The 21,715-nt window shown below is 67.8% G+C and carries 22 protein-coding genes and 1 pseudogene; 13 read left to right on the forward strand and 10 right to left on the reverse strand.

Translation table 11 applies throughout. The features are described 5' to 3' along the window. Positions 1 to 14: 14 nt before the first annotated feature. From BG28_RS03760 to BG28_RS03770, 3 genes are read right to left on the reverse strand one after another with little or no spacing between them, the layout of a single operon-like run. Positions 15 to 2,021, reverse strand: a complete 2,007-nt coding sequence (locus tag BG28_RS03760) for a TRAP transporter fused permease subunit (RefSeq protein ID WP_084479411.1) — start codon at positions 2,019 to 2,021, stop codon at positions 15 to 17. Next, positions 2,011 to 3,135 (reverse strand): TAXI family TRAP transporter solute-binding subunit, encoded by a 1,125-nt coding sequence (locus BG28_RS03765; protein ID WP_235180952.1) that lies wholly within the window; start codon positions 3,133 to 3,135, stop codon positions 2,011 to 2,013. Before BG28_RS03765 ends, BG28_RS03760 begins: the two co-directional genes overlap by 11 nt. Before the next feature lie 60 nt (positions 3,136 to 3,195). Then, a complete protein-coding gene (locus BG28_RS03770) occupies positions 3,196 to 3,993 on the reverse strand; it encodes an enoyl-CoA hydratase/isomerase family protein (protein WP_036474350.1) in 798 nt (265 codons plus the stop codon). Positions 3,994 to 4,182: 189 nt separating this feature from the next. On the opposite strand from BG28_RS03770, the gene BG28_RS03775 reads away from it, so the two are divergent. The 10 genes from BG28_RS03775 to BG28_RS03820 all read left to right on the forward strand — a co-directional run bounded on the left by BG28_RS03775 (position 4,183) and on the right by BG28_RS03820 (position 11,694). After that, positions 4,183 to 5,361, forward strand: a complete 1,179-nt coding sequence (locus BG28_RS03775; RefSeq protein WP_036474352.1) for an acyl-CoA dehydrogenase family protein — start codon at positions 4,183 to 4,185, stop codon at positions 5,359 to 5,361. 82 nt (positions 5,362 to 5,443) lie between these two features. After that, a complete protein-coding gene (locus BG28_RS03780; RefSeq protein WP_036474353.1) occupies positions 5,444 to 5,728 on the forward strand; it encodes a DUF3253 domain-containing protein in 285 nt (94 codons plus the stop codon). Positions 5,729 to 5,782: 54 nt separating this feature from the next. Further along, on the forward strand, positions 5,783 to 6,313 hold the full coding sequence (locus BG28_RS03785; RefSeq protein WP_051500946.1) for a GNAT family N-acetyltransferase: 531 nt from the start codon (positions 5,783 to 5,785) through the stop codon (positions 6,311 to 6,313). A 13-nt stretch (positions 6,314 to 6,326) separates the two neighbouring features. Then, positions 6,327 to 6,644 carry a hypothetical protein gene (locus BG28_RS03790; RefSeq protein WP_152539195.1) on the forward strand — a complete coding sequence of 106 codons (318 nt, stop codon included), beginning with the start codon at positions 6,327 to 6,329 and terminating at the stop codon, positions 6,642 to 6,644. Positions 6,645 to 6,953: 309 nt separating this feature from the next. Next, positions 6,954 to 7,985 carry a 1,2-phenylacetyl-CoA epoxidase subunit PaaA gene (paaA, locus tag BG28_RS03795; protein ID WP_084479413.1) on the forward strand — a complete coding sequence of 344 codons (1,032 nt, stop codon included), beginning with the start codon at positions 6,954 to 6,956 and terminating at the stop codon, positions 7,983 to 7,985. A gap of 65 nt (positions 7,986 to 8,050) precedes the next feature. Further along, a complete protein-coding gene (gene paaB, locus BG28_RS03800) occupies positions 8,051 to 8,350 on the forward strand; it encodes a 1,2-phenylacetyl-CoA epoxidase subunit PaaB (protein WP_036474355.1) in 300 nt (99 codons plus the stop codon). Then, positions 8,347 to 9,174: a 1,2-phenylacetyl-CoA epoxidase subunit PaaC gene (paaC, locus tag BG28_RS03805; protein WP_036474356.1), complete on the forward strand. Its 828-nt coding sequence runs from the start codon at positions 8,347 to 8,349 to the stop codon at positions 9,172 to 9,174. The genes paaB and paaC overlap by 4 nt, the downstream gene beginning before the upstream one ends. Positions 9,175 to 9,194: 20 nt before the next feature. Next, a complete protein-coding gene (gene paaD / locus BG28_RS03810; protein WP_036474417.1) occupies positions 9,195 to 9,698 on the forward strand; it encodes a 1,2-phenylacetyl-CoA epoxidase subunit PaaD in 504 nt (167 codons plus the stop codon). After that, complete coding sequence (gene paaE / locus BG28_RS03815; RefSeq protein WP_036474357.1) at positions 9,698 to 10,849, forward strand: 1,2-phenylacetyl-CoA epoxidase subunit PaaE; 1,152 nt, start codon at positions 9,698 to 9,700, stop codon at positions 10,847 to 10,849. The genes paaD and paaE overlap by 1 nt, the downstream gene beginning before the upstream one ends. Positions 10,850 to 10,923: 74 nt before the next feature. Next, positions 10,924 to 11,694, forward strand: a complete 771-nt coding sequence (locus tag BG28_RS03820) for an enoyl-CoA hydratase/isomerase family protein (protein ID WP_036474358.1) — start codon at positions 10,924 to 10,926, stop codon at positions 11,692 to 11,694. A gap of 195 nt (positions 11,695 to 11,889) precedes the next feature. Here BG28_RS03820 and BG28_RS03825 read toward each other — a convergent pair whose 3' ends face one another. The 4 genes from BG28_RS03825 to BG28_RS03840 form a co-directional block, all read right to left on the reverse strand. Further along, positions 11,890 to 13,377 carry a multicopper oxidase family protein gene (locus BG28_RS03825; protein WP_036474360.1) on the reverse strand — a complete coding sequence of 496 codons (1,488 nt, stop codon included), beginning with the start codon at positions 13,375 to 13,377 and terminating at the stop codon, positions 11,890 to 11,892. Further along, positions 13,274 to 13,645 carry an SHOCT domain-containing protein gene (locus BG28_RS03830; protein ID WP_084479414.1) on the reverse strand — a complete coding sequence of 124 codons (372 nt, stop codon included), beginning with the start codon at positions 13,643 to 13,645 and terminating at the stop codon, positions 13,274 to 13,276. The genes BG28_RS03825 and BG28_RS03830 overlap by 104 nt, the downstream gene beginning before the upstream one ends. 122 nt (positions 13,646 to 13,767) lie before the next feature. Then, positions 13,768 to 14,100, reverse strand: a complete 333-nt coding sequence (locus BG28_RS03835) for a heavy-metal-associated domain-containing protein (RefSeq protein WP_036474361.1) — start codon at positions 14,098 to 14,100, stop codon at positions 13,768 to 13,770. 239 nt (positions 14,101 to 14,339) lie between these two features. Next, entirely contained in the window at positions 14,340 to 15,305 is a 966-nt protein-coding gene (locus BG28_RS03840; RefSeq protein WP_051500949.1) for a helix-turn-helix domain-containing protein, read from the reverse strand. A 186-nt stretch (positions 15,306 to 15,491) separates the two neighbouring features. Between BG28_RS03840 and BG28_RS16080 the strand changes: the two are divergent. From BG28_RS16080 to BG28_RS03850, 3 genes and pseudogenes are all read left to right on the forward strand, one after another. Next, a pseudogene (locus BG28_RS16080) lies at positions 15,492 to 16,303 on the forward strand (GMC family oxidoreductase); the annotation flags it as partial. Positions 16,304 to 16,489: 186 nt separating this feature from the next. Continuing rightward, entirely contained in the window at positions 16,490 to 16,999 is a 510-nt protein-coding gene (locus BG28_RS16085; protein WP_235180958.1) for a GMC family oxidoreductase, read from the forward strand. 44 nt (positions 17,000 to 17,043) lie between these two features. Next, a complete protein-coding gene (locus BG28_RS03850; protein WP_036474362.1) occupies positions 17,044 to 18,444 on the forward strand; it encodes an aldehyde dehydrogenase family protein in 1,401 nt (466 codons plus the stop codon). A 103-nt stretch (positions 18,445 to 18,547) separates the two neighbouring features. Here BG28_RS03850 and BG28_RS16685 read toward each other — a convergent pair whose 3' ends face one another. The 3 genes from BG28_RS16685 to BG28_RS03860 form a co-directional block, all read right to left on the reverse strand. Beyond that, complete coding sequence (locus BG28_RS16685; protein ID WP_369797180.1) at positions 18,548 to 19,291, reverse strand: hypothetical protein; 744 nt, start codon at positions 19,289 to 19,291, stop codon at positions 18,548 to 18,550. Then, on the reverse strand, positions 19,291 to 19,881 hold the full coding sequence (locus BG28_RS16690; protein ID WP_369797182.1) for a carboxylesterase family protein: 591 nt from the start codon (positions 19,879 to 19,881) through the stop codon (positions 19,291 to 19,293). Before BG28_RS16690 ends, BG28_RS16685 begins: the two co-directional genes overlap by 1 nt. 146 nt (positions 19,882 to 20,027) lie before the next feature. Continuing rightward, a complete protein-coding gene (locus BG28_RS03860) occupies positions 20,028 to 21,614 on the reverse strand; it encodes an LTA synthase family protein (RefSeq protein WP_051500958.1) in 1,587 nt (528 codons plus the stop codon). Between the last annotated feature and the right edge of the window lie 101 nt (positions 21,615 to 21,715).

Raw genomic sequence — 21,715 nt, forward strand, 5'->3', positions numbered from 1 at the left:
TCTGGTCCTTTCGATCAGGCGACGCTTGTCGCAGGCGCGGGAGTCTGGGCGGGGATAGCACCGTCGTCGGCGGGGGTCCCGGGCTTCACGATCAGGAAGGCGAGCAGGAGGCTGGCCGCCACGAGCGCCAGTCCCAGGACGGCGCTGAGCGGCGCTGGCATGAACAGCAGGAACCCTCCGACGGCGCCCAAGAGGCGACCCAGGACGGGCATCCGGCGGTCGAAGCCGACCGTCCAGCCCTCGATGGCCGAGGCCAGGGCGTAGACGCCTACGATGCTCAGTGCGAACGCGAGCAGCACCCGCCCGGCTGAATCTTGTGCCACGAGCGCGGGATTGAGGGCGAATCCGAACGGAACGATGTACTTCACCGCTCCCAGCTTCATGGCCGCCACGCAGGTGCCCATGGGAGAAGCCTTGGCGATTCCTGCCGCGGCGAAGGCGGCGAGACCTACGGGCGGGGTGATGTAGGAGACGGACGCCCAGTAGATGACGAACAGGTGGGCAGCGAGCGGGTTGACCCCCAGCTCGATGACCGCGGGGACCATCACGATTGCCAGGAACACGTACGCCGCCGAGATCGTCATGCCCATGCCGAGGATGAAGCAGGTGACGGCGCCGGCGATGAGGATGAGCACCACATTGTCGCCGACCGCTGCCACCAGCTCGCGGGCGAGGGAGAGGCTCACCCCCGTCGCCGTGAGGCCCCCGACGATCAGGCCGACGCCGGCGATGATCCCGATGATGTTTCCCAGCGTCCGACCGGCGGCCACAAGGAAGTCGGCGAACTCGCGCAGGCCGAACTTCTGGCTCGGGCGCAGGACAGCCACGACCAGCAGCACCAGGATCACCCAATACGGCACCTGGGTCTCGGAGTTCGTGAAGAAGAGCAGCCCGGTGAGCAGAAGCAGGGCCATGATGTAGGGCCAGCCCTGCACCAGCGTGATGAGGGTCCGAGGGAGAAGCGCCACCGAGACGCCCTTCAGACCCTTTCGGGCGGCGTAGCCGTCGACCTGCAGGTAGATGCCGAGGAAGAAGAGGGCTGCAGGGATGGACGCGGCGATGAGGATCTCGGTGTAGGGCACTCCCACGAAGGAGACCATGAGGAACGCTGCGGTACCCATGATGGGAGGCGTGATGGACCCGCCTGAGGCTGCCGTGGCCTCGACCCCACCGGCATAGGTGGGACTGAACCCGGAGCGCTTCATGGCTGGAATGGTCATCGGCCCCGTGGTCAGGACATTGGAGACCGCGCTTCCGCTCATCATGCCCATCGCTGCGCTGCTCGCCACGGACACCTTCGCCGCGCCGCCTCTGTAGCGGCCGAAGATCGACATCGAAAGTCTGTGGAAGAAGTCGGCACCGCCAGTGTGCTGCAGGGCCACCCCGAAGACCAGAAAACCGACCAGGATGGTTGCCGCAGTCTGGATGGGCAGGCCCAGCAGGCTCTCGGCTCCCATGGTGTGCACCTGTGCCAGGGTCTTGAGGTCGTAGCTGACACCCTGAAGGACTCCGATAGGAAGATCCCCCGCCACCAGTGGATACAGTGAGAACAGCAGGGCGATCACCGTGACGATCATTCCACCGGTCCGGCGCAGCGCTTCGAGCACCACGATCCACAGCAGGAACGCGGCGACTGTCGCGGCGGTGGGCGCCATGTACTCCCAGCCGAAGTCGTGGATACGGGTCCCGTTGACGGCGAAATAGCCGCAGACGCTCGCCGCAACCACCATCAGCAGCACATCGAAAGCCTGCACTGGGCGTTCCTCGGGAGCGAGGTCGTCGCCAGATCCGTCCTCCCGCTGCTCCGCCGCCTGAGCGAGCGGGATCTTGCGCAGCGGATTGACGATGAACACCACCGGGAGGAACACGCCCAGGATCAGATAGAGGTACGAGTTCCTCAGCAGAGCCAGTCCGCCCACGTTCCAGAAGAAGACCTGGTTCATGGCGAGCAGCACGCCCAGGACCGTCAGCACGATCACGACCATCCGCCAGAACGGCGTCACTCGGTTCTCAGTTCTCATCGCTGGTCCTCTCGTTTCCCAAGTTCTCGGCCTTCCATTCGGTCCAGTTCTCTTCGAGGTCCTGCTCGGAAGAGGACTCCAGGACGGTGGGCCAGGCTTCCCGCATCCGCTCGCCACGCTCGATCAGTTCGTTGTTCTTCTCCTCGAGCTCCTCCGTCCACACTCCGCGCTCCTTGAAGAAGCGGACGGTGCCGGCGTGGAACGGGACCACCAGAGGTTCTTTGAGGACCGCGTCGAGGGAGAACTGCTGGGTGTCCGGCGTGGTGTCCTCGTAGTGCTCATAGTTCTCGACCATCGATTTCACGAGGAGGTAGACCTCCTCGGTGTCTCGGTCCCCCATCGTGGTGATCGGAATCGTGTACTCCAGGACCTGGGCGCTCTCGCCCTCCTCCACACCCGGGACGTCGGTCACCTCACCGACGTTCACCATGGGCATGAGCTCGTCCCAGGTCTCGTAGCGGCCCGGGTCTGGGTCGTCGAAGGTCAGCCATTTCACATCGGTCGTGGAGGCGAGCTCCTCGATGTTGGAGCCGACGACGTTCTGGTAGAGGGAATCGATCCGACCCGCCTGGAGAGCATCGAGCTGCTCGGCGTAGGAGATGGGAACTTTCTGGACATCCTCACCGGTGAGGCCGCCATAGTTGAGGAACCCCTCCATCTTGTTGTTGATGGAGGTGCTCGCGGTCAGGTCAGGGAACTGTGTGCCCTCCAGGTCCTCGAAGGAGTCGATGCCGCTGTCCGCGCGGACCAACAGGCCGTAGTAGCCGAGGGGAGCCCACACCAGACTCACGTCCTGGGGCCCCCACTGCTCGTTGGCATACTCATAGTCGCCCTCGAAGGCGTAGAAGTACTCGTCGCCGGCCCGGGCATAGTCTGCGGTGCCGTTCACCAGCGGGGCCAGGCGGCCGATGCCGGTGTCCGAGGTCATCAGCCGCACCTGAAGCCCCTCTTCGTTGGTCAGGGTGTTCGCGATAGCGGCAAGGTCGTTATAGGTGCCGGTGCCCACGTTGTAGGTGGACCACACCGATTGCTCCGGCAGTGCGTCGGAGTCCGCACCCGCGCTGGCGTCGCCGCTGGCACAGCCGGTAAGGGCGAGCAGTGCGACGGCGCTCAAGGCAGTTGCACGGATCTTCGCTGTCTTCATCGTGGCCTTTCGATCTACAGAGGTCGGCGCTCAGCGCCCGGAGAAGGAAGGAGCCCTCTTCTGGAGAAGGGCCTTTTTGCCTTCCATAAAGTCAGAGGTCTCGAACAGGGCGGGCTGGTGCTCCCGCTCGAAGAGGAGGGCCTCCTCGTAGGTGCTGGAGGCTTCGCGGATCCCGCGCTTGACCGCAGCGACGGCCAGCGGCGCCCTGCTCGCGAGTTCCTCGGCGCGGGCCATCGCGGCGGGCAGCACGTCCTGGTCCGTCACCAGGTGATCGGCAAGACCTGTGGCGAGTGCCTCGGTCCCAGCGATGGGCACTGCCTCGAGCAGAATCTTCTGCGCACGTGCGGCGCCCACTCTTCGGACCAGCGAGTGGATCAGCCCGCCGTCGGCGATCAGGCCCAACCGGGTGAACGGGAACAAGAATCGCGCACTGGTGCCGATCACGACGACGTCGCAGCAACACACCAGGCCCACCGCCACACCCGCCGCGGGACCGCTCACCGCGGCGACGACCGGTTTGTCGAGCGTTGCCAGCCGACGGACGAGAACCGCGAGATCTTCCATGCGGGCGGCACCCTCGGCTGGATCCGTGGGCGGCATCGCTGCCAGGTCACCACCGCTGCTGAAGCATTCTCCTGAGCCGGTCAACACCACGGCCCGCACTCTCGGATCTTCGGCGAGCTCCGCCAGCTCGGCGCGCAGTTCGGTGCGCATCCGGGATCCGAGCACGTTTCGGCGGGGAGGATCCTCGAGCACCACGATCGCCACGGCACCAGCACGCTGGACACGTACTCGCGCCGAAGTGTTGGCGGGGAGCTGATGCGGCACGGAAGTCTCCAATGTGTGGGAAAAATGTCGTGCAGATCACACTTCCACGGCCACTGATAAAGTTCAAATACCTAATGAAGGGTTGATTGATACCTGTATCGCAATTATCCGCTTCGAGGTGTTATCCGGATCACAAGTGCGCAATCCTAGGAAAAGACCTCTGCACATCCCGTCTTCAAGGAGCGCTCCATGAACCCAGCCGCAGCAGATCTGCTCGATGTCGAAGCAGACTTCAGTTCCGAGGAGCGTGAGACCCAGGGAATGGTTCGCGAGTTCGTGGACAGACGCATCCGTCCGAACATCGCCGCGTGGTACGCGGATGCACACTTCCCGCAGGAGATCATCGCTGAGATGGCCACGCTTGGTCTGCTCGGCATGCATATCAAGGGTTATGGGTGCGCCGGAAAGTCCGCAGTGCAGTACGGCATCGCCATGCAAGAACTCGAGGCCGGAGATTCTGGCCTGCGCACATTCGTCTCGGTCCAAGGCTCGCTGGCGATGTCCGCGATCGCCAAGCATGGCTCCGAGGAGCAGAAGCAGCGTTACCTGCCAGGCATGGCCGCCGGTGAGATCATCGGGTGCTTCGGACTGACCGAGCCCACCGCGGGCTCGGACCCGTCAACCATGGCGACCACCGCAGTGCGCGAGGGCGACCAGTGGGTCCTCCAGGGCGTCAAGCGCTGGATCGGTCTCGCCTCGATCGCCCAGGTGGCCGTGATCTGGGCGAAGGTCGTCGACGAGAGCGGGCGCAGTCGGGTCCGCGGCTTCCTCGTTCCCACCGACACTCCCGGTTTCACCGCTACTCCCATCGAGCAGAAGCTGTCGATGCGCGCCTCCATCCAGTGCGACATCACCATGGAGGACGTCCGTCTTCCGGCCGATGCCATCCTTCCCGAGAACCCGGGACTCCGAGGCCCCTTCTCATGCCTCAACGAGGCCCGCTACGGCATCATCTGGGGAGCCCTGGGGGCAGCGCGGGACAGCTTCAATGCCGCCCTGGAGTATTCCCAGCACCGAGTTCAGTTCGACAAGCCGCTTGCGGCGTACCAGCTCTCCCAGGCAAAACTCGTGAACATGGCCCTGGAGATCCAGAAGGGGCAGCTGTTGGCGCTGCGCATCGGCCGCCTCAAGGATCAGAATCGCTTGGAGAACCACATGATCTCCGCGGGCAAGTTGAACAACTGCAGGATCGCGATCGACGTGTGCAGAGAAGCGCGCACGATGCTCGGTGGCAACGGCGTCACCCTCGACTACTCGCCGCTGCGCCATGCCAACAATCTCGAGTCCGTGCGCACCTACGAGGGCACCGATGAGGTGCACAGCCTGATCCTCGGCCAGCACCTCACCGGACACTCCGCCTTCCGCTGAGCCGGACTGCGCCCTGTGGTTTCGGGGCCAGGACCGGCTCCGGCGGCCCTCCTCCCGTCCGCGAGTGGTGGACACTGTAGCCATGGACGAATCACCGCGCGCAGCCTCCGACCGTGACATGGAGCGCGTGATCCTCGAGCTGCTCGCGCAGCGCGCCGAGGCCGCGACGATCTGCCCCTCCGAGGCGGCGCGCGCGGTGGCCGGCCAGCAGTGGCGGAGTCAGATGGACGCGGCACGGGCAGCGGCTCGACGCCTGGTGGCCGCCGGCGTCGTCGACATCACCCAGCGCGGCGACGTCGTCGATCCGACCACGGCACGGGGGCCGATCCGGATCCGGCGTCGTCCCGCCGACGGCGCCGCTGGCTGACCCGGCGCTCCCACACGCCTTGCCCCACGTCCGGCCGCGTGCGAATCTGCAGGCATGATCGCATCACTCGAACTCCCCGCGACCTTGCCGACCCGAATCGGCGATCTGACCCTGCGGCGCGCGCAGCACGAGGACCTCGACACCCTGATGCGGCTGCTCGCCGATGACCCGATCAGCGCCGGGCGCGGCGACCAGGCCGCGGCGGCGGACGTCGATCGCTACGACGCAGCACTCACGGACCTGATCAAAGATCCGTCCAACGAGATGCTGCTGGTGATCAGCGGATCCGGCGACCCGATGGCCACGATGCAGCTCACCCGGATCCCCGGCCTGACCCGTCGCGGCTCCACACGGCTGCTGATCGAGGCGGTCAGGGTCTCCAGCGCCCAACGATCGAGCGGAATAGGATCGGCGATGATGACATGGGTGGTCGATGTGGCCGCCCCGGCCACCGGTGCCTCGCTGGTGCAGCTGACCTCTGACGACGCTCGGGGCGATGCGCACCGCTTCTACGAGCGCCTGGGGTTCGTGGCCTCGCACCGCGGTTTCAAGTACCAGCTCGCGGCTCCACCCACCAGCGCCTGAGGAGTCAGTCCCGTTGGGACGCCTCTTGGGCGATCGCGACCACGCGGTGTTCACCGAGGGGTTCGCGGCGCTGAATGCCCGGATGATCGCCCCGCTCACGGCGCGCTTCGCCGCCCTGGACGCCGACACGACTGACACCGAGATCCACTCGCTGATCGAGGAGATGATCTCGGTCCTGCGCCCCGTGCAGGCCAGGTTTGCCGATCTCTCACTCCTGGAAGACCAGTTCATCGCCTTGATGGACGAGCTGAGCGAGCGCAGGCTCCACCCGGCCCCACGCCGCGTCCTGGGCCGAATCCAGGAGCAGATGGAGGCGCTCGAGGAGGGCTGAAACAGGGTCTGACAGCAGCTGCCTGACCCTGACGCCTGCCCTGGGCATCGGCGCGGCAGCCGCCCGGTTCAATCCGCGGATCCGCACACTCGGCGAACCAGCCCGGGACCTCGTCGACGCGCAGGCGCGGCACAGGGTCATCGAACGGGAGACCTCTCGCTCGGCGCGTCAGCACTGGTAGTCGCCCGGCTCGAGAGGCCTCCCCATCCAGCCGTCTCGCCTTCTGCTACCCCGCGTGTTGACCGTCACACCCTTGGTGCTATACTGAACGAACGGTCGGTAAATAATGCGACGGAATAGAGGATGACCATGTCACCCCAGAACCACCAGCACGCTCCCCTGCACCTCGCCGACGAGGGCGACGCCGCAGCGGCGCTCGCCGAGGCAGAGGCCGGGCAGAACCGCTTCGAGGAGATCATCGCCGAGGACTCCCGCGTCGAACCGCGGGACTGGATGCCCGAGTCGTATCGGAAGTCACTGGTGCGGCAGGTCTCCCAGCACGCGCACTCCGAGATCATCGGCATGCAGCCTGAGGGCAACTGGATCTCCCGCGCCCCCAGCCTCAAGCGCAAGGCCATCCTGATGGCCAAGGTCCAGGACGAGGCCGGCCACGGTCTCTACCTCTACTCCGCCGCGGAGACCCTCGGCCGCCCCCGCGAAGAGATGTATGACCAGCTCTACACCGGCAAGGCCAAGTACTCCTCGATCTTCAACTACCCGGCCCGGACCTGGGCCGATATCGGTGCGATCGGCTGGCTGGTCGACGGCGCCGCGATCGTGAACCAGGTGCCGCTCTGCCGCGCCTCCTATGGGCCCTATGGCCGCGCCATGGTGCGCATCTGCAAGGAGGAGTCCTTCCATCAGCGCCAGGGCTGGGAGATCCTCCACTCGCTCTCCCACGGCACGCAGGCCCAGCACCAGATGGCTCAGGAGGCCGTGGACCGCTTCTATGGGCCGGCGCTGCAGATGTTCGGCCCCCCGGACGGGGACTCGCCGAACTCCCAGCAGTCCATGGAGTGGAAGATCAAGCGCTTCACCAACGACGAGCTGCGCCAGCGCTTCGTGGACATGCTGGTCCCTCAGGTCGAAGCCCTGGGTCTGACCCTGCCGGATCCCGAGTTGAAGTGGAACGAGGAGCGCGGCCACTACGACTTCGGCGACCTGGACTGGGACGAGTTCTTCGCCGTCATCAAGGGCAACGGCCCGCTGAGCCGGCAGCGCCTGGAGCACTACCGCAAGGCGCGCGACGAGGGCGCCTGGGTCCGCGAGGCGGCGGTCGCGTATGCGAACCGGGCGTCCCGCAACGAGGACCACGACCAGGCCGCCCTGATCGGCGCCTGAGCCTCACCCGCTGCGCTCCCGGTGCAGCTGCACTCCCCCGACATCACCGCTAGAAAGGCGAGGCCATGACCTCCAGCGCAGATTCAAGCTCCTGGCCCCTCTGGGAGGTCTTCATCCGGTCCTCGCGCGGGCTCTCCCATGTGCACGCGGGCTCGCTGCACGCCCCGGATGCCACCATGGCGATCCGCAACGCCCGGGACCTCTACACCCGGCGCAATGAGGGGACTTCGGTGTGGGTGGTGCCGGCCGCGGCGATCATGGCCTCGGACCCCGACTCCAAGGGCGCCTACTTCGAATCTGCCCAGGGCAAGAGCTACCGCCATGCCACGTATTACACCCAGTCCGAAGGGGTGAAGCACCTGTGAGCTTCGCATCGCATGACTCCGCCACCCGCCAGTCCCAGGGCGAGGCGATCACCGCCGAGGAGATCGCCGCCTCCGGCGCCAAGGCCGAGGACGCCACCGCACGGTACGCGCTGCTGCTGGGCGACGACGCGCTGATCCTCTCCCAGCGTCTGGGCGCCTGGGTGTCCCGGGCCCCTGAGCTGGAGGAAGATGTCGCCCTGGCGAACATCGCATTGGACCTGCTCGGTCACGCCCGGTTCCTGCTCACCTACGCCGGCACCGCCTGGGACAAGTCCGAGGATGACCTCGCGTACTTCCGCCCCGAAGAGGACTTCCGCTCCTGCCGCCTGGTGGAGCAGGAGAACGGGGACTTCGGCAAGACCATCGCGCGTCAGCTGATCTTCAGCTTCTACCAGCACGAGCTCTACAGCCGGCTGGTGCACTCCACCGACACCACCCTCGCGGCCATCGCCGAGAAGGCGCTGAAGGAAGTGGACTACCACCAGGATCACGCCGCCCAGTGGATGCTGCGGCTGGGCCTGGGCACTCAGGAGTCCGCCCGACGCGTCCAGGCCGGCCTGGACTCGGTCTGGTCCTACGTCGAAGAGCTCTTCACCGACGTGGAGCCGATCACCGAGCTCGGGGATATCGCGGTACTGCCCTCCACCCTGCGTGAACCCACGCTGACCCGGCTCCACCAGGTCATCGAGCAGGCAGGGCTGAGCATCCCCGACATGTCCGGCGCCCACGGAGCCGACCGCTCCGGGCGGCACTCCGAACAGCGCGGACTGATTCTGGCCGAGATGCAGGTGCTGGCCCGCCAGCACCCCGGAGCCACCTGGTGAGAGGAGCACTCATGGCAGTGATGGGACCCGAAGTTGTGACCCTGCCCCCCGGCGCCTCGGTCTGGGAGGTCGCCGCGAGCGTCAATGATCCAGAGATCCCGGTGCTCAGCATCGCCGATCTGGGGATCCTGCGCGAGGCCCGGGTGGAGCAGGACGGCACCGCCGTCGTCGTGATCACCCCGACCTACTCCGGCTGCCCGGCCATGGACACGATCAACGCCGATGTCACAGCGGCGCTGCGTCATGCCGGACACGAAAAGGTGCGCATCGAGACCGTGCTGCACCCGGCATGGACCACCGACTGGATGACCGAGGAGGGCAAGACGAAGCTGCGTGAATACGGCATCGCCCCACCCACCGGCAAGGCAGCCCTGGGGCCGGTCCGCGTGGGCCTGAGCGTGAAGTGCCCACGGTGTGACTCCCCCGATACTCGTGAGATGACCCGCTTCGGCTCCACCGCATGCAAGGCGCTGTACCAGTGCCGGGCCTGCCTGGAGCCCTTTGACCACTTCAAGGTGCACTGATGTCGACGACCACCCGCCGCCGGGCGACCTTCTCCACGCTCACCGTCTCCGAGGTGCGCCCGCTCACCGCAGACTCCGTAGAGGTCACCTTCGCGGTGCCCCCGGAGCTTCACGAGGACTTCGACTACGCGCCGGGTCAATACGTGGCGCTGCGCACCGAGCTCGACGGCCAGGAGATCCGCCGCTCCTACTCGATCTGCACCGAGCCGACACCCGGTGAGATCCGGGTGGCGATCAAGCGCGACATCGGCGGTGTGTTCTCGAACTGGGCCAATGAGTCGCTCAAGCCAGGGGATCAGATGGAGGTGATGAACCCCTCCGGGGCGTTCGTCTCCAAGACCGCGATCACCTCGATGAACAACCCGGCCAAGCTCGCCGAGGAGGCCGTGGCGCTGCGCTCCGATGTGCACCTGGTCGCCTTCGCCGCCGGTTCCGGGATCACCCCGATCATGGCCATCGCCCGATCGGTGCTGGCCGCCTCGAAGGACTCCACCTTCGACCTGATCTACGCCAACCGCTCCGCCGGAGATGTCATGTTCGCCGAGGAGCTCGGTGACCTCAAGGACCGCTACCCCGCGCGACTGGCGGTCCATCATGTGCTCAGCCGCGAGCAGCGGATCAACCCGCTGCTCACCGGCCGGATCGACGAGGAGAAGCTCAGCGACCTGCTGGACAAGGTCCTGCGTGTCCCAGACACCGACGAGTGGTTCCTCTGCGGACCCTTCGAGCTGGTCCAGATGGCCCGGGACTCTTTGGCCGCCCGGGGGGTGGAGGAGGACAAGATCCGGTTCGAGCTCTTCACCACCGGACGCCCGGACCGCCCCGAGGGCCAGCAGGGCCGCAAGGTCGAGGCCGACCCGAAGGGTGACAACATCGCGATCGAGTTCACCCTCGACGGGCTCACCGGAGCGGTCGCCTCCCCGGCGGGCTCGGGAGAGACCGTGCTCAACGCCGCGCTGCGCGCCCGACCCGACGTGCCCTTCGCCTGCGCCGGAGGGGTCTGCGGCACCTGCCGCGCGAAGGTGGTCTCCGGAGACTTCGAGATGGAGGAGAACTTCGCGCTGGAGGCCGACGAGGTCAAGGCCGGATACATCCTGACCTGTCAGACCCGGCCGACCTCCAAGCAGCTCGTGGTCGACTACGACGCCTGAGTCCAACCCGCTTCGCACCTCAGCGAAGACCTCTCCCTGAGCCCCCACGCCCAGCCCTCACACCAGGAGCCTCCATGATTCAGCTGAGCATCACCGACGGCGTCGCCGAGATCGTCCTGGACGCGCCGAAGAAGCTCAACTCCCTGGATGAGCAGGCGCTCGATGACCTCGATGCCGCCTACCAAGAGGCTGAGCAGGCAGGAGTCCGGGCACTGCTGCTGCGCGGTGAGGGCAAGGGCTTCTGCGCCGGACGGGACATCTCCGACGTCGTGCCCGCCACCGACGACGCGCTGGGCTACCTGCAGGGGAAGGTCACCCCGCTGATGCGCCGCATGGCCGAGTTCCCCGCGCCGACCTTCGCCGCCGTGCAGGGAGCCTGCCTCGGGGTGGGCCTGGGCCTGGCCATCGCCACCGATGTGGTCTACGTGGCCGAGAACGCCAAGATCGGCTCCCCCTTCGCCGCTCTCGGGGCCACGCTGGACTCGGGCGGACATGCGCTCTTCGTGGAGCGCCTGGGTGCGCACCGGACCCTGGATCTGATCTACACCGCTGACCTGATGTCAGGCGCGGAGGCCGTGACCGCAGGGCTCTTCTCCCGTGCGGTTCCGGCCGAGGAGCTGCTCGAGTTCACCCGTGAGAAGGCGGCCGTGGCCGCCGCCGGGGCCACTCTGGCGTTCCGCGAGTCCAAAGCCCTGGTGGCCGCGGTGAGGGACCAGCGGATCGGCCTGTGGGAGTCCCTGAACGCGGAGAACCACGCGCAGGGTCGGCTGTGCGACTCTGCGGACTACACCGAGGGCTTCGCCGCGTTCCAGGAGAAGCGCAAGCCGGTGTTCCACGGGAGCTGATGGAAGCTCGACGCGTCCTCAATGATCCGACGCGTCATCAGAAACCTCCCACATGGAGCCGATGGACCGGTGAATGAGCCAGGGATCCGGTCCAGGACCGGCTGTCTGCCCGCGTTCCGGCTGTCTGTCCTGTGCCGTCGTGAGTCGCGCTCCTGCGTCGTGGTCCGGCGTCGTGTGCCGCAATATGCCGCGACGTCATCGAACCTCGATGGCGCCCATCATGCCGAGGTCCTCATGGTCGAGGATGTGGCAGTGGTAGACGGTGCGGCCGCTGAAGGCCTCGAAGGCCACTCGGACCGTCACCTCCCCGAAGGCCGGGATGTTGACCACGTCCTGCCACCGCGGTCCGGAGACGTCGCGGTCGCCGTCTGCCACGACCTGCATGGGCCACACGTGCAGGTGCATCGGGTGATCCATGGGACTGGAGTTGATCAGGGTCCACTCCTCCACGGTGCCCACCTGAGCCCGCTGGTCGATGCGCTCGGCGTCGAACTCGCGCCCGTCGATCGTGAATGACATCATCCCCCCGGGACCGCTCATGCCTCTCATCCCGCCCATGCCCATGCCCATGTCCATGTCGAAGTCCAGGGTGCGTCGGGCGTCGACCGGCTCATCGCGCAGGTCCCGCAGGGCCGTGCCCGCCGGCACGGGTCCGGGCTCCTCGACCGGATCCCCGGCGACCTCAAGGATGAGCAGGTTGATCGGCTCGTCGTCGCCGGGGCCCTCCCCGGGTGCGGCCCCGCCCATCATGCCGCCCATGCTCCCGCGGTCCACCGGGGCGGTGCGAAGCGTGGAGGTCCCCTCGCGGGTGTCCACCAGCAGCTCCACGCGGTTGCCGGGGGCCAGCATCACCTCGGTCACCTCCACCGGCTCGGGCAGCCGGCCGACATCTCGGCCCAGCAGTCGCAGCCCCTGCCCGTCCAGGGTCAGGCGCAGGTACCGGGAAGGGCAGGCGTTGACGACCCGCCACAGCTCCCGCTCCCCCGGCGCCGCGGCGGCCTCAGGGCGGACCTGGCCGTTGACCAGCACGGTCTCACCCTCCCGGCCCATCATCCGCTGCGGCGGGGAGACCTCGGTGAGGTTGCCGGAGCCGTCCAAGGTGATGTCGGAGACGACCAGGACGCGCTCCCGGGCCACCGGGACAGGATCCGGATCCTCGACGACGATGGTCCCGTAGAGCCCTGCCGCGATCTGATCGGCCACGTGCCCATGCCTGTGCGGGTGGTACCAGTAGGTGCCGGGAGCGTGGTCCTGTGGCAGGACGTACTCGTAGTCGAAGGACTCACCAGGTTCGATGCTCACGAAGGGGTTGTCCCCGTTGCCCTCGGGGGACACGTGCAACCCGTGCACGTGCAGGTTCGTCGGGGCCTCCAGGCCGTTGGTCATCGCCACCCGGAGGGTGTCCCCGCCCCGGATCCGCAGGGTGGGTCCGGGCAGCGAGGAGTTGAATGCCTGCACGCTCGCCTCGCGCGCCCCGATCCGCACTCGGGTGGGAGCGGCCTCCAGGGCCAGGTCCAGGACCCCGTCCCGGCTGGTCAGCACCTCGGGCTGCAGCAGCGCCCTGCCGCCGCCGAGGGTCTCACCGCCGCGGCTGGTCCACCACAGCCCGCCCGCGCCCACGGCCGCGGCACCGGCCCCGACCGCACCCAGGGCCAGCAGCTCCCGGCGTGTCAGCGGGCTCACCGGTCACCATCTCCAGGGTCCGCAATCGTTCGTTGTACTCCTCCGTGCTGATCTCCCCGCGCGCGTAGCGCTCCTCGAGGATCTGTCGGGACCGGCGCGGGAGCGCCCCGGTCGCCGGAGCGGAACCACCCTGTCGGCTCCCGTCGGTGGAACCGCCGGTGAAGGCCTTCACAAGCACGACCACCAGCACCACCGTTCCCACGATCAGCAGGATCCAGAAGAGCCACATCCAGCCCATGCCCGCTCCCATTCCGGTGTCCCACATCATCGCGGTCCTCCTTCGTCGATCGGTCCATCGCTCTTCACCGGCGGCCGCATGAGTGCGACGCCCCGGGGTGGTCAGGTATGTTCCGAGAGCTCCTGGAGCATCCGCGCCCTCTCGGGGATCGGTCAGCCGTTGAGCACGCGGTAGCCGGTCGCTTCGATGGCGTCCCGCACGGCGTCGGTGGAGGCGAGCCCGGTCACGCTGACGAGCGAGGCCCCTCCGGCGACGAGTTCGACCCGGACGTCATTCACCCCGTTCAGGAAGCTCACCGCCTCGGTGACGGAATCTGCACAATGTCCGCAGGTCATTCCCTCCACCTGGTAGGTCTCGGCGCCGACCGGCGTCCCGCGGGGGTCTGCACTCTGGCGCCCAGTGGGGATCGCCGCGTCGCCGGCTGGGGCGCAGCACGAGCAGCCGGTGTCGACGATCGACAGCGCGGTGCGGGTGGATTCGGTCATGACGGTCTCCCTCATGTCTTGGACGAGGCCGGACAGCACATCCACTCCCGGTATATACCCCCAGGGGGTATTAGTCAAGGAGTGGGTGCTGTTCTTCTCGGTGACGGACAGGAGGCACAGGCCTGCTCCATGTCCTGCGAGCTGCTCGGGGCTCGCCGCAGCCGATAGATGCGGGCGACGCAGCAGCTGCGCACGTCACACCGTCTGCCTGCGTGTGGACGCCGCGCGGCTCCGCGCACTCAGCCTCCAGCGACCTGACGCCGGAACGCTCCCGGTGAGAGCCCGTATTCATGCTTGAAGGCCCGACTGAAGCTCGACGCCTCGGGGTACCCCCAGCGGGCAGCCACCGCGCTGATCGATCGGTGCGCCTGGGAGGGGTCTCCGAGCTCCATCCGGCACCGCTCCAGCCTTCGCTGCCGGATCCACTCGCTGATGGTCGTGCCCTCCTGGGCGAAGATGCCCTGCAGGTAGCGCACCGAGACATGCAGCGCGCGCGCCACGGCACCGACCCCGAGATCGGGATCCCCCAGATGGTCATCGATGTGCCTGACCGCCTCCAGGTAGACCACGTCGCGGGTGGGGACCTCGGCCGCCGGTCGGAACCGGGAGAGCAGCGTGGCCTGGACCAGCTGCAGCACCGCTGAGGCGGCCCTCGGGTCCGGAGCCATCTCACCCTTCTGCAGCTGACCGTCGAGGCTGCTCAGCAGCGAGGAGGTCAGCGCGCCGAGACCCGCAGAACCGGGAATCCGCTGGGCGACCACGGCCCGGGCCTGGTCGGCGGAGAGCCCGAGGTGCTCCACCGCAATCTGGACCACAAACATCCGGTACGGCCCGCCGAAGACGAGATCATAGGGGCGGCGCGTGTCATAGATGACCAGATCCCCCGGGGAGAGCAGCGCCTCCCGGCCGTCCTGCCGGGTCAGCGAGCTGCCCTGCACCTGCAGCGCGAACTTGAACACCCCCGGGTCCCCGGCAGCGATGGCCTGCCGGCTGCGCCGCACGGTGACCGCGTCACCGCCGACCCCGGCCACGCTGAGCGACCCCAGGGCCAGTCCGGTGAGCTCACCGTTGAATCGACCCGGCTCCTCGGTGCTGGCGTCCAGCGGCACGAACGCGGTGTTGACCGCATGCCGCCACGCCTCGAAGCGGTCCTGTGGCGCCAGCTCGGCCGGATCAAAGGAGACCTGGCCCGGCGTCGGGCTCATCGCCTCGCGCTTTCTCTGGTCAGCATCGCTCCAGTCTCGCACCACGATGTGATGGGTGCCACAACCATGCACCTGGTGCACAGTGCCGTGCGCCTGCGATCAAGGCGCCGCACCGCTGCCTGGCCATGCTGGGGGCACTGCCGAGGAACTGCGATCGAAGGAGAGAAGACCATCGTGAATGATGCCATGACCACCGACTACGTCGTGATCGGCGCCGGGTCCGCCGGCTCCGTGATCACCCGCCGACTGCTCGACGCCGGCCACAGCGTGCACCTGATCGAGGCCGGGGGTCGCGACGAGGACCCGCACATCCACAGTCCCCAGGGCTGGCCGATGCTGATGCAGGGGACCTCCGACTGGGCGCTGACCACGGTGCCACAGGTCCACGCCGGCAATCGCAGCATCGCCTGGCCGCGCGGGAAGGTGCTCGGCGGCTCCGGGTCGCTCAACGGGATGATCTACATCCGCGGCCACCGCTCGGACTATGACAAGTGGGCTGCGGCCGGGTGTGAGGGGTGGAGCTGGGAGGATGTGCTTCCCCTCTTCAAGCGCTCTGAGGACCATGAGGACGGAGCCTCCGAGTTCCACGGCGCCGGCGGACCGCTGCACGTGGAGAAGATCGTGAACCGCCATGCCAGCTCGGAGGCCTTCGTCCAGGCCGCGAACAGCGTGGGCATCTCAGAGACCCAGGACTTCAACGGCGAGCAGCTCTCCGGCGCCGGCTTCAACCACACCACCACCAAGGACGGGAAGCGGCACAGCCCCTGGCGGGCCTTCATGCATCCGATCCTCGGCCACGAGCGGCTCACCCTGACCACCGACGCCTGGTGCACCGGATCATGGTGGCGGACGGGCGCGCCACCGGCGTGGAGTACAGCACCGGGACCGGCACACACACTGCGCGGGCCTCCGCGGAGATCGTGCTCTGCGCCGGCGCGATCGGATCACCGAGCATCCTGCAGCATTCGGGCATCGGGGACCTCGCCGACCTGGCACAGGCAGGGATCGACATGGTCGTAGAGCTGCCCGGGGTGGGCAAGAACCTGCACGACCACGTCCTGGCCAGCGTGATCTACGAGGCGCCGGAGCCGCTGGCCGAGGGCCGGCACAACCTGCTCGAGGCGCAGCTCTTCGCGCACAGTCAGCAGACCCAGGAGGAGGCGCCGGACATCCAGCCGCTCTTCATGCACTTCCCCTACCCCACTGACGGCGGCGCGACGCCCGCCGCCGGGTTCACCGTGAACGCCGGGATCGTGCGGCCGCTCTCCCGCGGCACGCTGCGAGTGGCCAGCGCGGACCCGCGGCAGGCGCCGTTGCTGGATCCCAACCTGCTGGCCGAGGACTACGACCTCGAGGCGCTGTGCGACGCCATCGAACTCTGCCGGGAGATCGGCGCCCAGGATGCGCTGGCTCCCTACCGCAAGGCGGAGTTCAGCCCCTCGGCACCGCTGGAGACCCGTGATCAGGTCCGTGCCCACGCCCGAGCCATGGCCGGGACCTACCACCACCAGGCGGGCACCTGCCGGATGGGCGTCGATGACCTCTCGGTGGTGGACCCGTCGCTTCGGGTGCGCGGCGTCACCGGGCTGCGCGTGGCCGATGCCTCGATCATGCCGGCACTGCCCAGCGGCAACACCAACGCCCCCACGATCATGATCGGCGAGAAGGCCGCAGACCTGCTGCTGGGCCATTGAAACACCCCGTCCTGACTGTTCCGATGACACCTGAGGAGAACACCATGACCGCCACCACGCTGCTCGAGCAGGTCACCAGCACCGAGGGCCACAAGGTCCACGACCCCGCGACCGGGGAGCTCATCGGGCACTCCCCCGCCGCCTCGGCCGCAGACCTCGACGACGCCGTCGCCCGCGCCCTGCGCGCCCAGCATTCCTGGGCCGCCGCCGGCCACAGCAGACGCCAGGCCGCGCTGCATGCCGCCGCCGATGCGATCGAAGCCCACGCCGAGGAGCTGGCACAGCTGCTCTCACGAGAACAGGGCAAGCCTCTCAACGGCCCCAATGCCCGCTTCGAGGTCGGTGCCTGCGTGGCCTGGCTGCGCACCGCCGCCTCCATCCCGGTGGAGCCGGAGGTGCTGCTCGATGATGAGTCCGGCTACGCGGAGCTGCACTACCGTCCGCTCGGCGTCGTCGGGGCGATCGGGCCGTGGAACTGGCCGATGATGATCTCGATCTGGCAGATCGCCCCGAGCCTGCGGATGGGCAACACCGTGGTGGTCAAACCCTCTGAGTACACTCCGCTGAGCGTGCTGGCCCTGGTCAAGGTGCTCAATTCGGCGTTGCCCGCAGATGTGCTGATCGCGGTGCCCGGGGATGGGTCGCTGGGCAAGCAGCTCACCGAGCACGGCGACATCGCGAAGATCACGTTCACCGGCTCGGTGGCCACGGGCAAGGCGATCATCAAGACCGCGGCGGACACCATGAAGCGGATGACCATGGAGCTCGGTGGCAACGACGCCGGGATCGTGCTCGAGGACGCCGATCCGCAGGCCATCGCCGAAGACCTCTTCTGGGGTGCGTTCATCAACACCGGGCAGACCTGCGCGGCGCTGAAGCGGCTCTACGTGCCGGACGCGATCTATGACGAGGTCTGTCAGGCGCTGACCGAGGTGGCGGCCAAGATGCCGATGGGCATCGGGCTTGAAGAGCAGAACGTGCTCGGGCCGCTGCAGAACGCGAAGCAGCGTGACATCGTCGCCCGGCTGGTGGATGCCGCGCGGGACTCCGGCGCGCGGGTGCTGCTCGGCGGCGATCCCGATGCCGACGCCCCGGGCTTCTTCTATCCCACCACCCTGGTGGCCGATATCGATCCGCAGAACCCTCTGGTCACCGAGGAGCAGTTCGGTCCGGCGCTGCCGATCGTGCGCTACAGCGATCTCGAGCAGGCGATCCAGTGGGCGAACGGCCTGGAGGTCGGGCTGGGCTCCTCGGTCTGGTCCTCCGACCCCGAACGCGCCACCGAGGTGGCCTCCCGGCTGCAGGCGGGCACCACCTGGATCAACAAGCACGGCGCCATCGATCCGCGGGTGCCCTTCGGTGGCGCCAAACAGTCGGGCTTCGGCCTGGAGTTCGGGCTGCAGGGACTCAAGGAGGTCGCGCAGCCTCATGTGATCCAGCGCTGAGCGACGTCGCGGCCTCGACAGCGGCACTCACCGACCAGGCGCTGGAAGCAGCCGGAGCCATGAAGCGGCGCTGGTACGCCTGGACGCCGTCACCGGGGGCTGGTCACCCGGTTCTCACCCGGGGTTCGCCCACGCTGACGCCGGGGATCCGGCCGGTGGCCGGCAGTTCCGCTCCTCGGGCGAATCCCGCCCAGAGCGCCCGGGCGGATCTCCCCGCCTCGTAGATCTCTTCCCAGGAGGCCCCTTCGAGCAGGCCCAGCCCCTGAGTGTTCGCCCTGGTCCCGAAGAGCAGCGCGAGATCGATCCCGTGTGCCGATCCGAAGAAGTTGTCGGGAGCGGCCCAGTCCACGATGAAGTAATGCGCCCTGCCCCCGGCTCGACGGTGCCGCCGGGCAAAGGTGCGGATGCCCGTGACATAGATGAGCCTGGTCCCCAGCCGGCTCAGCAACGTCATCGCGGGTGAACCGATCACCGGAAGCTCGCGGATCCAGCTCACCGGCCGCGCAACCGGGATGAACAGCCTGGCCTCCTCGGCGGTGTGCGTGATCATGATGTCGATGTGCGGGGCGACAGCCTTCCAGGCGTCCTCGATCTTCGATTCGACCGGCAGGGGCGAGGCGCCGTACTGGGTCCCGAAGGGCATGAGTCCGCGCAGCCCGAACCGGGCGGCCGCCGCGCGCGCACGCTCCTGAACGCGCAGCACCTCTTTGATCGAGGCCTGCGCCGACACCTCAGGAGCCGCGGCGGCCATGGCGGACGCCATCTTGTGCCGTCCACGGGAGATGCCCAGCGGCGGGCTCTGCATGATGGCCCGGCGGAAGAGCCGTGGAGCATCTGGGGTAGCCATCAGATGCGCGATGCGTCCCCGCCGGCTGACTGGCCGAAGAGCGTGACCTGCTCCGGGTCGCCGCCGAAGGCGTCGACGTTCCGCTGCACCCACTCCAGGGCGCAGAGCTGATCCAGCAGACCAAGATTGGCGGGTCGCCCATGGCCGCCGAGAAACCCGAAGGCTCCGAGGCGATACGTCACCGCGACGACGATGACGCGCTGTTCACTCACCAGGGCCGCCGGATCGTAGATGGGCGCGTCTCCGGCACCGCTGATGTAGGACCCGCCATGGATCCACACCATGACCGGCAGCAGCTCCCCCGGCTGCCGGTCCAGCGGCATCGTGACCGTGAGGTTCTGGCAGTCCTCGTCCTGGGGCAGCCCTCCGGCCTGGGTCCCGACCACAGGTTCCAGCTCCCGGATGCGCCACTGCGGACACGCCGGCGAGGGATCCAGCGCAGCGTAGGGCTCAGTCCAGTCTCCTGCGGGCCGCGGCGGCTGGAACCGCTGGGCCCGGGAGTAGGGAATTCCGGAGGCCTTGACCACCGGACCCACAGATCCTGCGATGACCGGTCCACAGGGAGGGATGAAGCTGTACTCGGCTGACATGCATGGCACCTCGGATCGACAACAGGTCCCCTTCAGTGAACCATTGCCTGGCCTCCCGCAGATTCAACTCGTCGGTTGTGAAGCAGCCCCCCCCAGTGAGCCGCCCAGCAGGCTGATGCGCCGAGCTGGTCCGGCTCCACGGTGGGCTACTCCGCCGAGGACCGTCCGCTCCACGCCTCGGCGTAGAACTCCGCGGAGCGGGAATTCAGCAGCTCCGTGTAGGCCTCCGAGGGCAACGACTGCGCAGAACCCTCGGGCAGCTCGGCGGAGAAGGCGGACACGCCCAGCCCCGCCTCGCCGTCACCCACGGTCAGCCCAGCGGCCTCGAGGATCGTGGGGTACATGCTGAGCTGGTCCACCCCTGGGCGCAGCGTGTCCGGATCAGCGCCGGGAATCCAGATCCGGTTGAAGATGCTCCGATCGGGGTGGTCCACGAGCTCCTCCTGGAAGGAATCGCCGGCGTTGACCGGCTTGAGATGGTCCCCCATGATCACCACCGCGGTGTCCTTCAGGTAGCCCTGGTCCTCCATGTGCTCCACGAAGCCCGCGACCTGCTCCATGGAGCAGCCGAGCACGGAGGTCGCCTCCTCCTGGGTGTCCACATCGCAGTAATCGAACACGTGAACCGGCTCATGGGTGTCCAGGGTCAGCACCGAGAGGTTGAACGGCTCACCGGTCTGCTCGGACTCCGCGTGGAGCTCGTCCAGCTGATCCTCGGCTCGTTCCATGAGGCTCTGGTCGCTCAGTCCCCAGTCGCTGCGGAAGCTGCTGGAGGGCTCACCGGCGGCGCGCCAGTCAGCGAGCCCCTTCACCTCGGAGTAGCCGTGGCTGCCCAGGAAGGTGTTCTTCTCGGCGAAGGCGGGATTGGCCCCGCCCAGGAACACGCTGGTATAGCCGTGATCCTTCAGGACATCACCCAGGCAGACCGTCCCGTCCAGATAGGTGTCGTCGCCGCCGCGCAGCTCCCCGAGGGCGCCGCTGCTCGCTGCAGAGGTGACGCCCGAGAGTGGAATCCCGCACTGCGTGGCGGTCAGCCCGGACATGGTCCAGCCGCCGCCGTCGTACTGCCGGAGGTCCTCCACGCTCTGCCAACCTTCGGCTGACCCGGTGACCTCCTTGAGCGGCTCGAATCCGTCCTTCTCGAAGAGCGCCTCATCTTCCAGGGTGGACTCTCCGGCCTCCAGGTAGATCAGGACCAGATTGCGTCTGTGCTCGTCGTCGAGGACCTCCGGCTCCACATAGTGATCCGCGAGGTCGTACTCGGAGTTGCCGGCCTGGATGTAGTCGGGAATGCCCACGGCCGTGGAGAAGGACGCCGTGCCCAGGACCACCACCGAGGCCGCCAGCGTCGTGGTCACGGTGCGCATCAGCCACGGCGAGCGCCAGGCGCCCTCAGGATCGCTCCTCAGCCGGCGAGTGCGCCCGGGACGGCGCAGCCACAGCAAGATGCCGGCGGTGATCAGCAGCGGCAGCACGCCGATGCCGAGGATGCAGACCCAGACCAGAGCACCGCCGCCGCCGTCGGTCTCCACCGAGACCAGGTTCAGCAGCACCTGGCCCACGGTGATCTCGCCCCAGAACAAGCGGATCAGGGCGGCGGCGATCAGCAGCGCCAGCCCCACCCAGACCAACAGGACGACCAGCACCTGGCCGAGGACGGCCACCGATCGCCGCGCCAGGCGAAGCATCCGGGCGCCGCGCGCAGGCGTATCTCGTGGTCTGTCCACAGCCATCGCCCCCCCGACGTCGAGCCCGATCACGGGCGATACCAGCTCAGCTCCTTACCGTACTCGCCGATCCCGAGAAGACGGTGGACGCGGCCCTCAGCACGACG

This window comes from Nesterenkonia sp. AN1 (assembly GCF_000582475.1).
Classification (GTDB): domain Bacteria; phylum Actinomycetota; class Actinomycetes; order Actinomycetales; family Micrococcaceae; genus Nesterenkonia; species Nesterenkonia aurantiaca.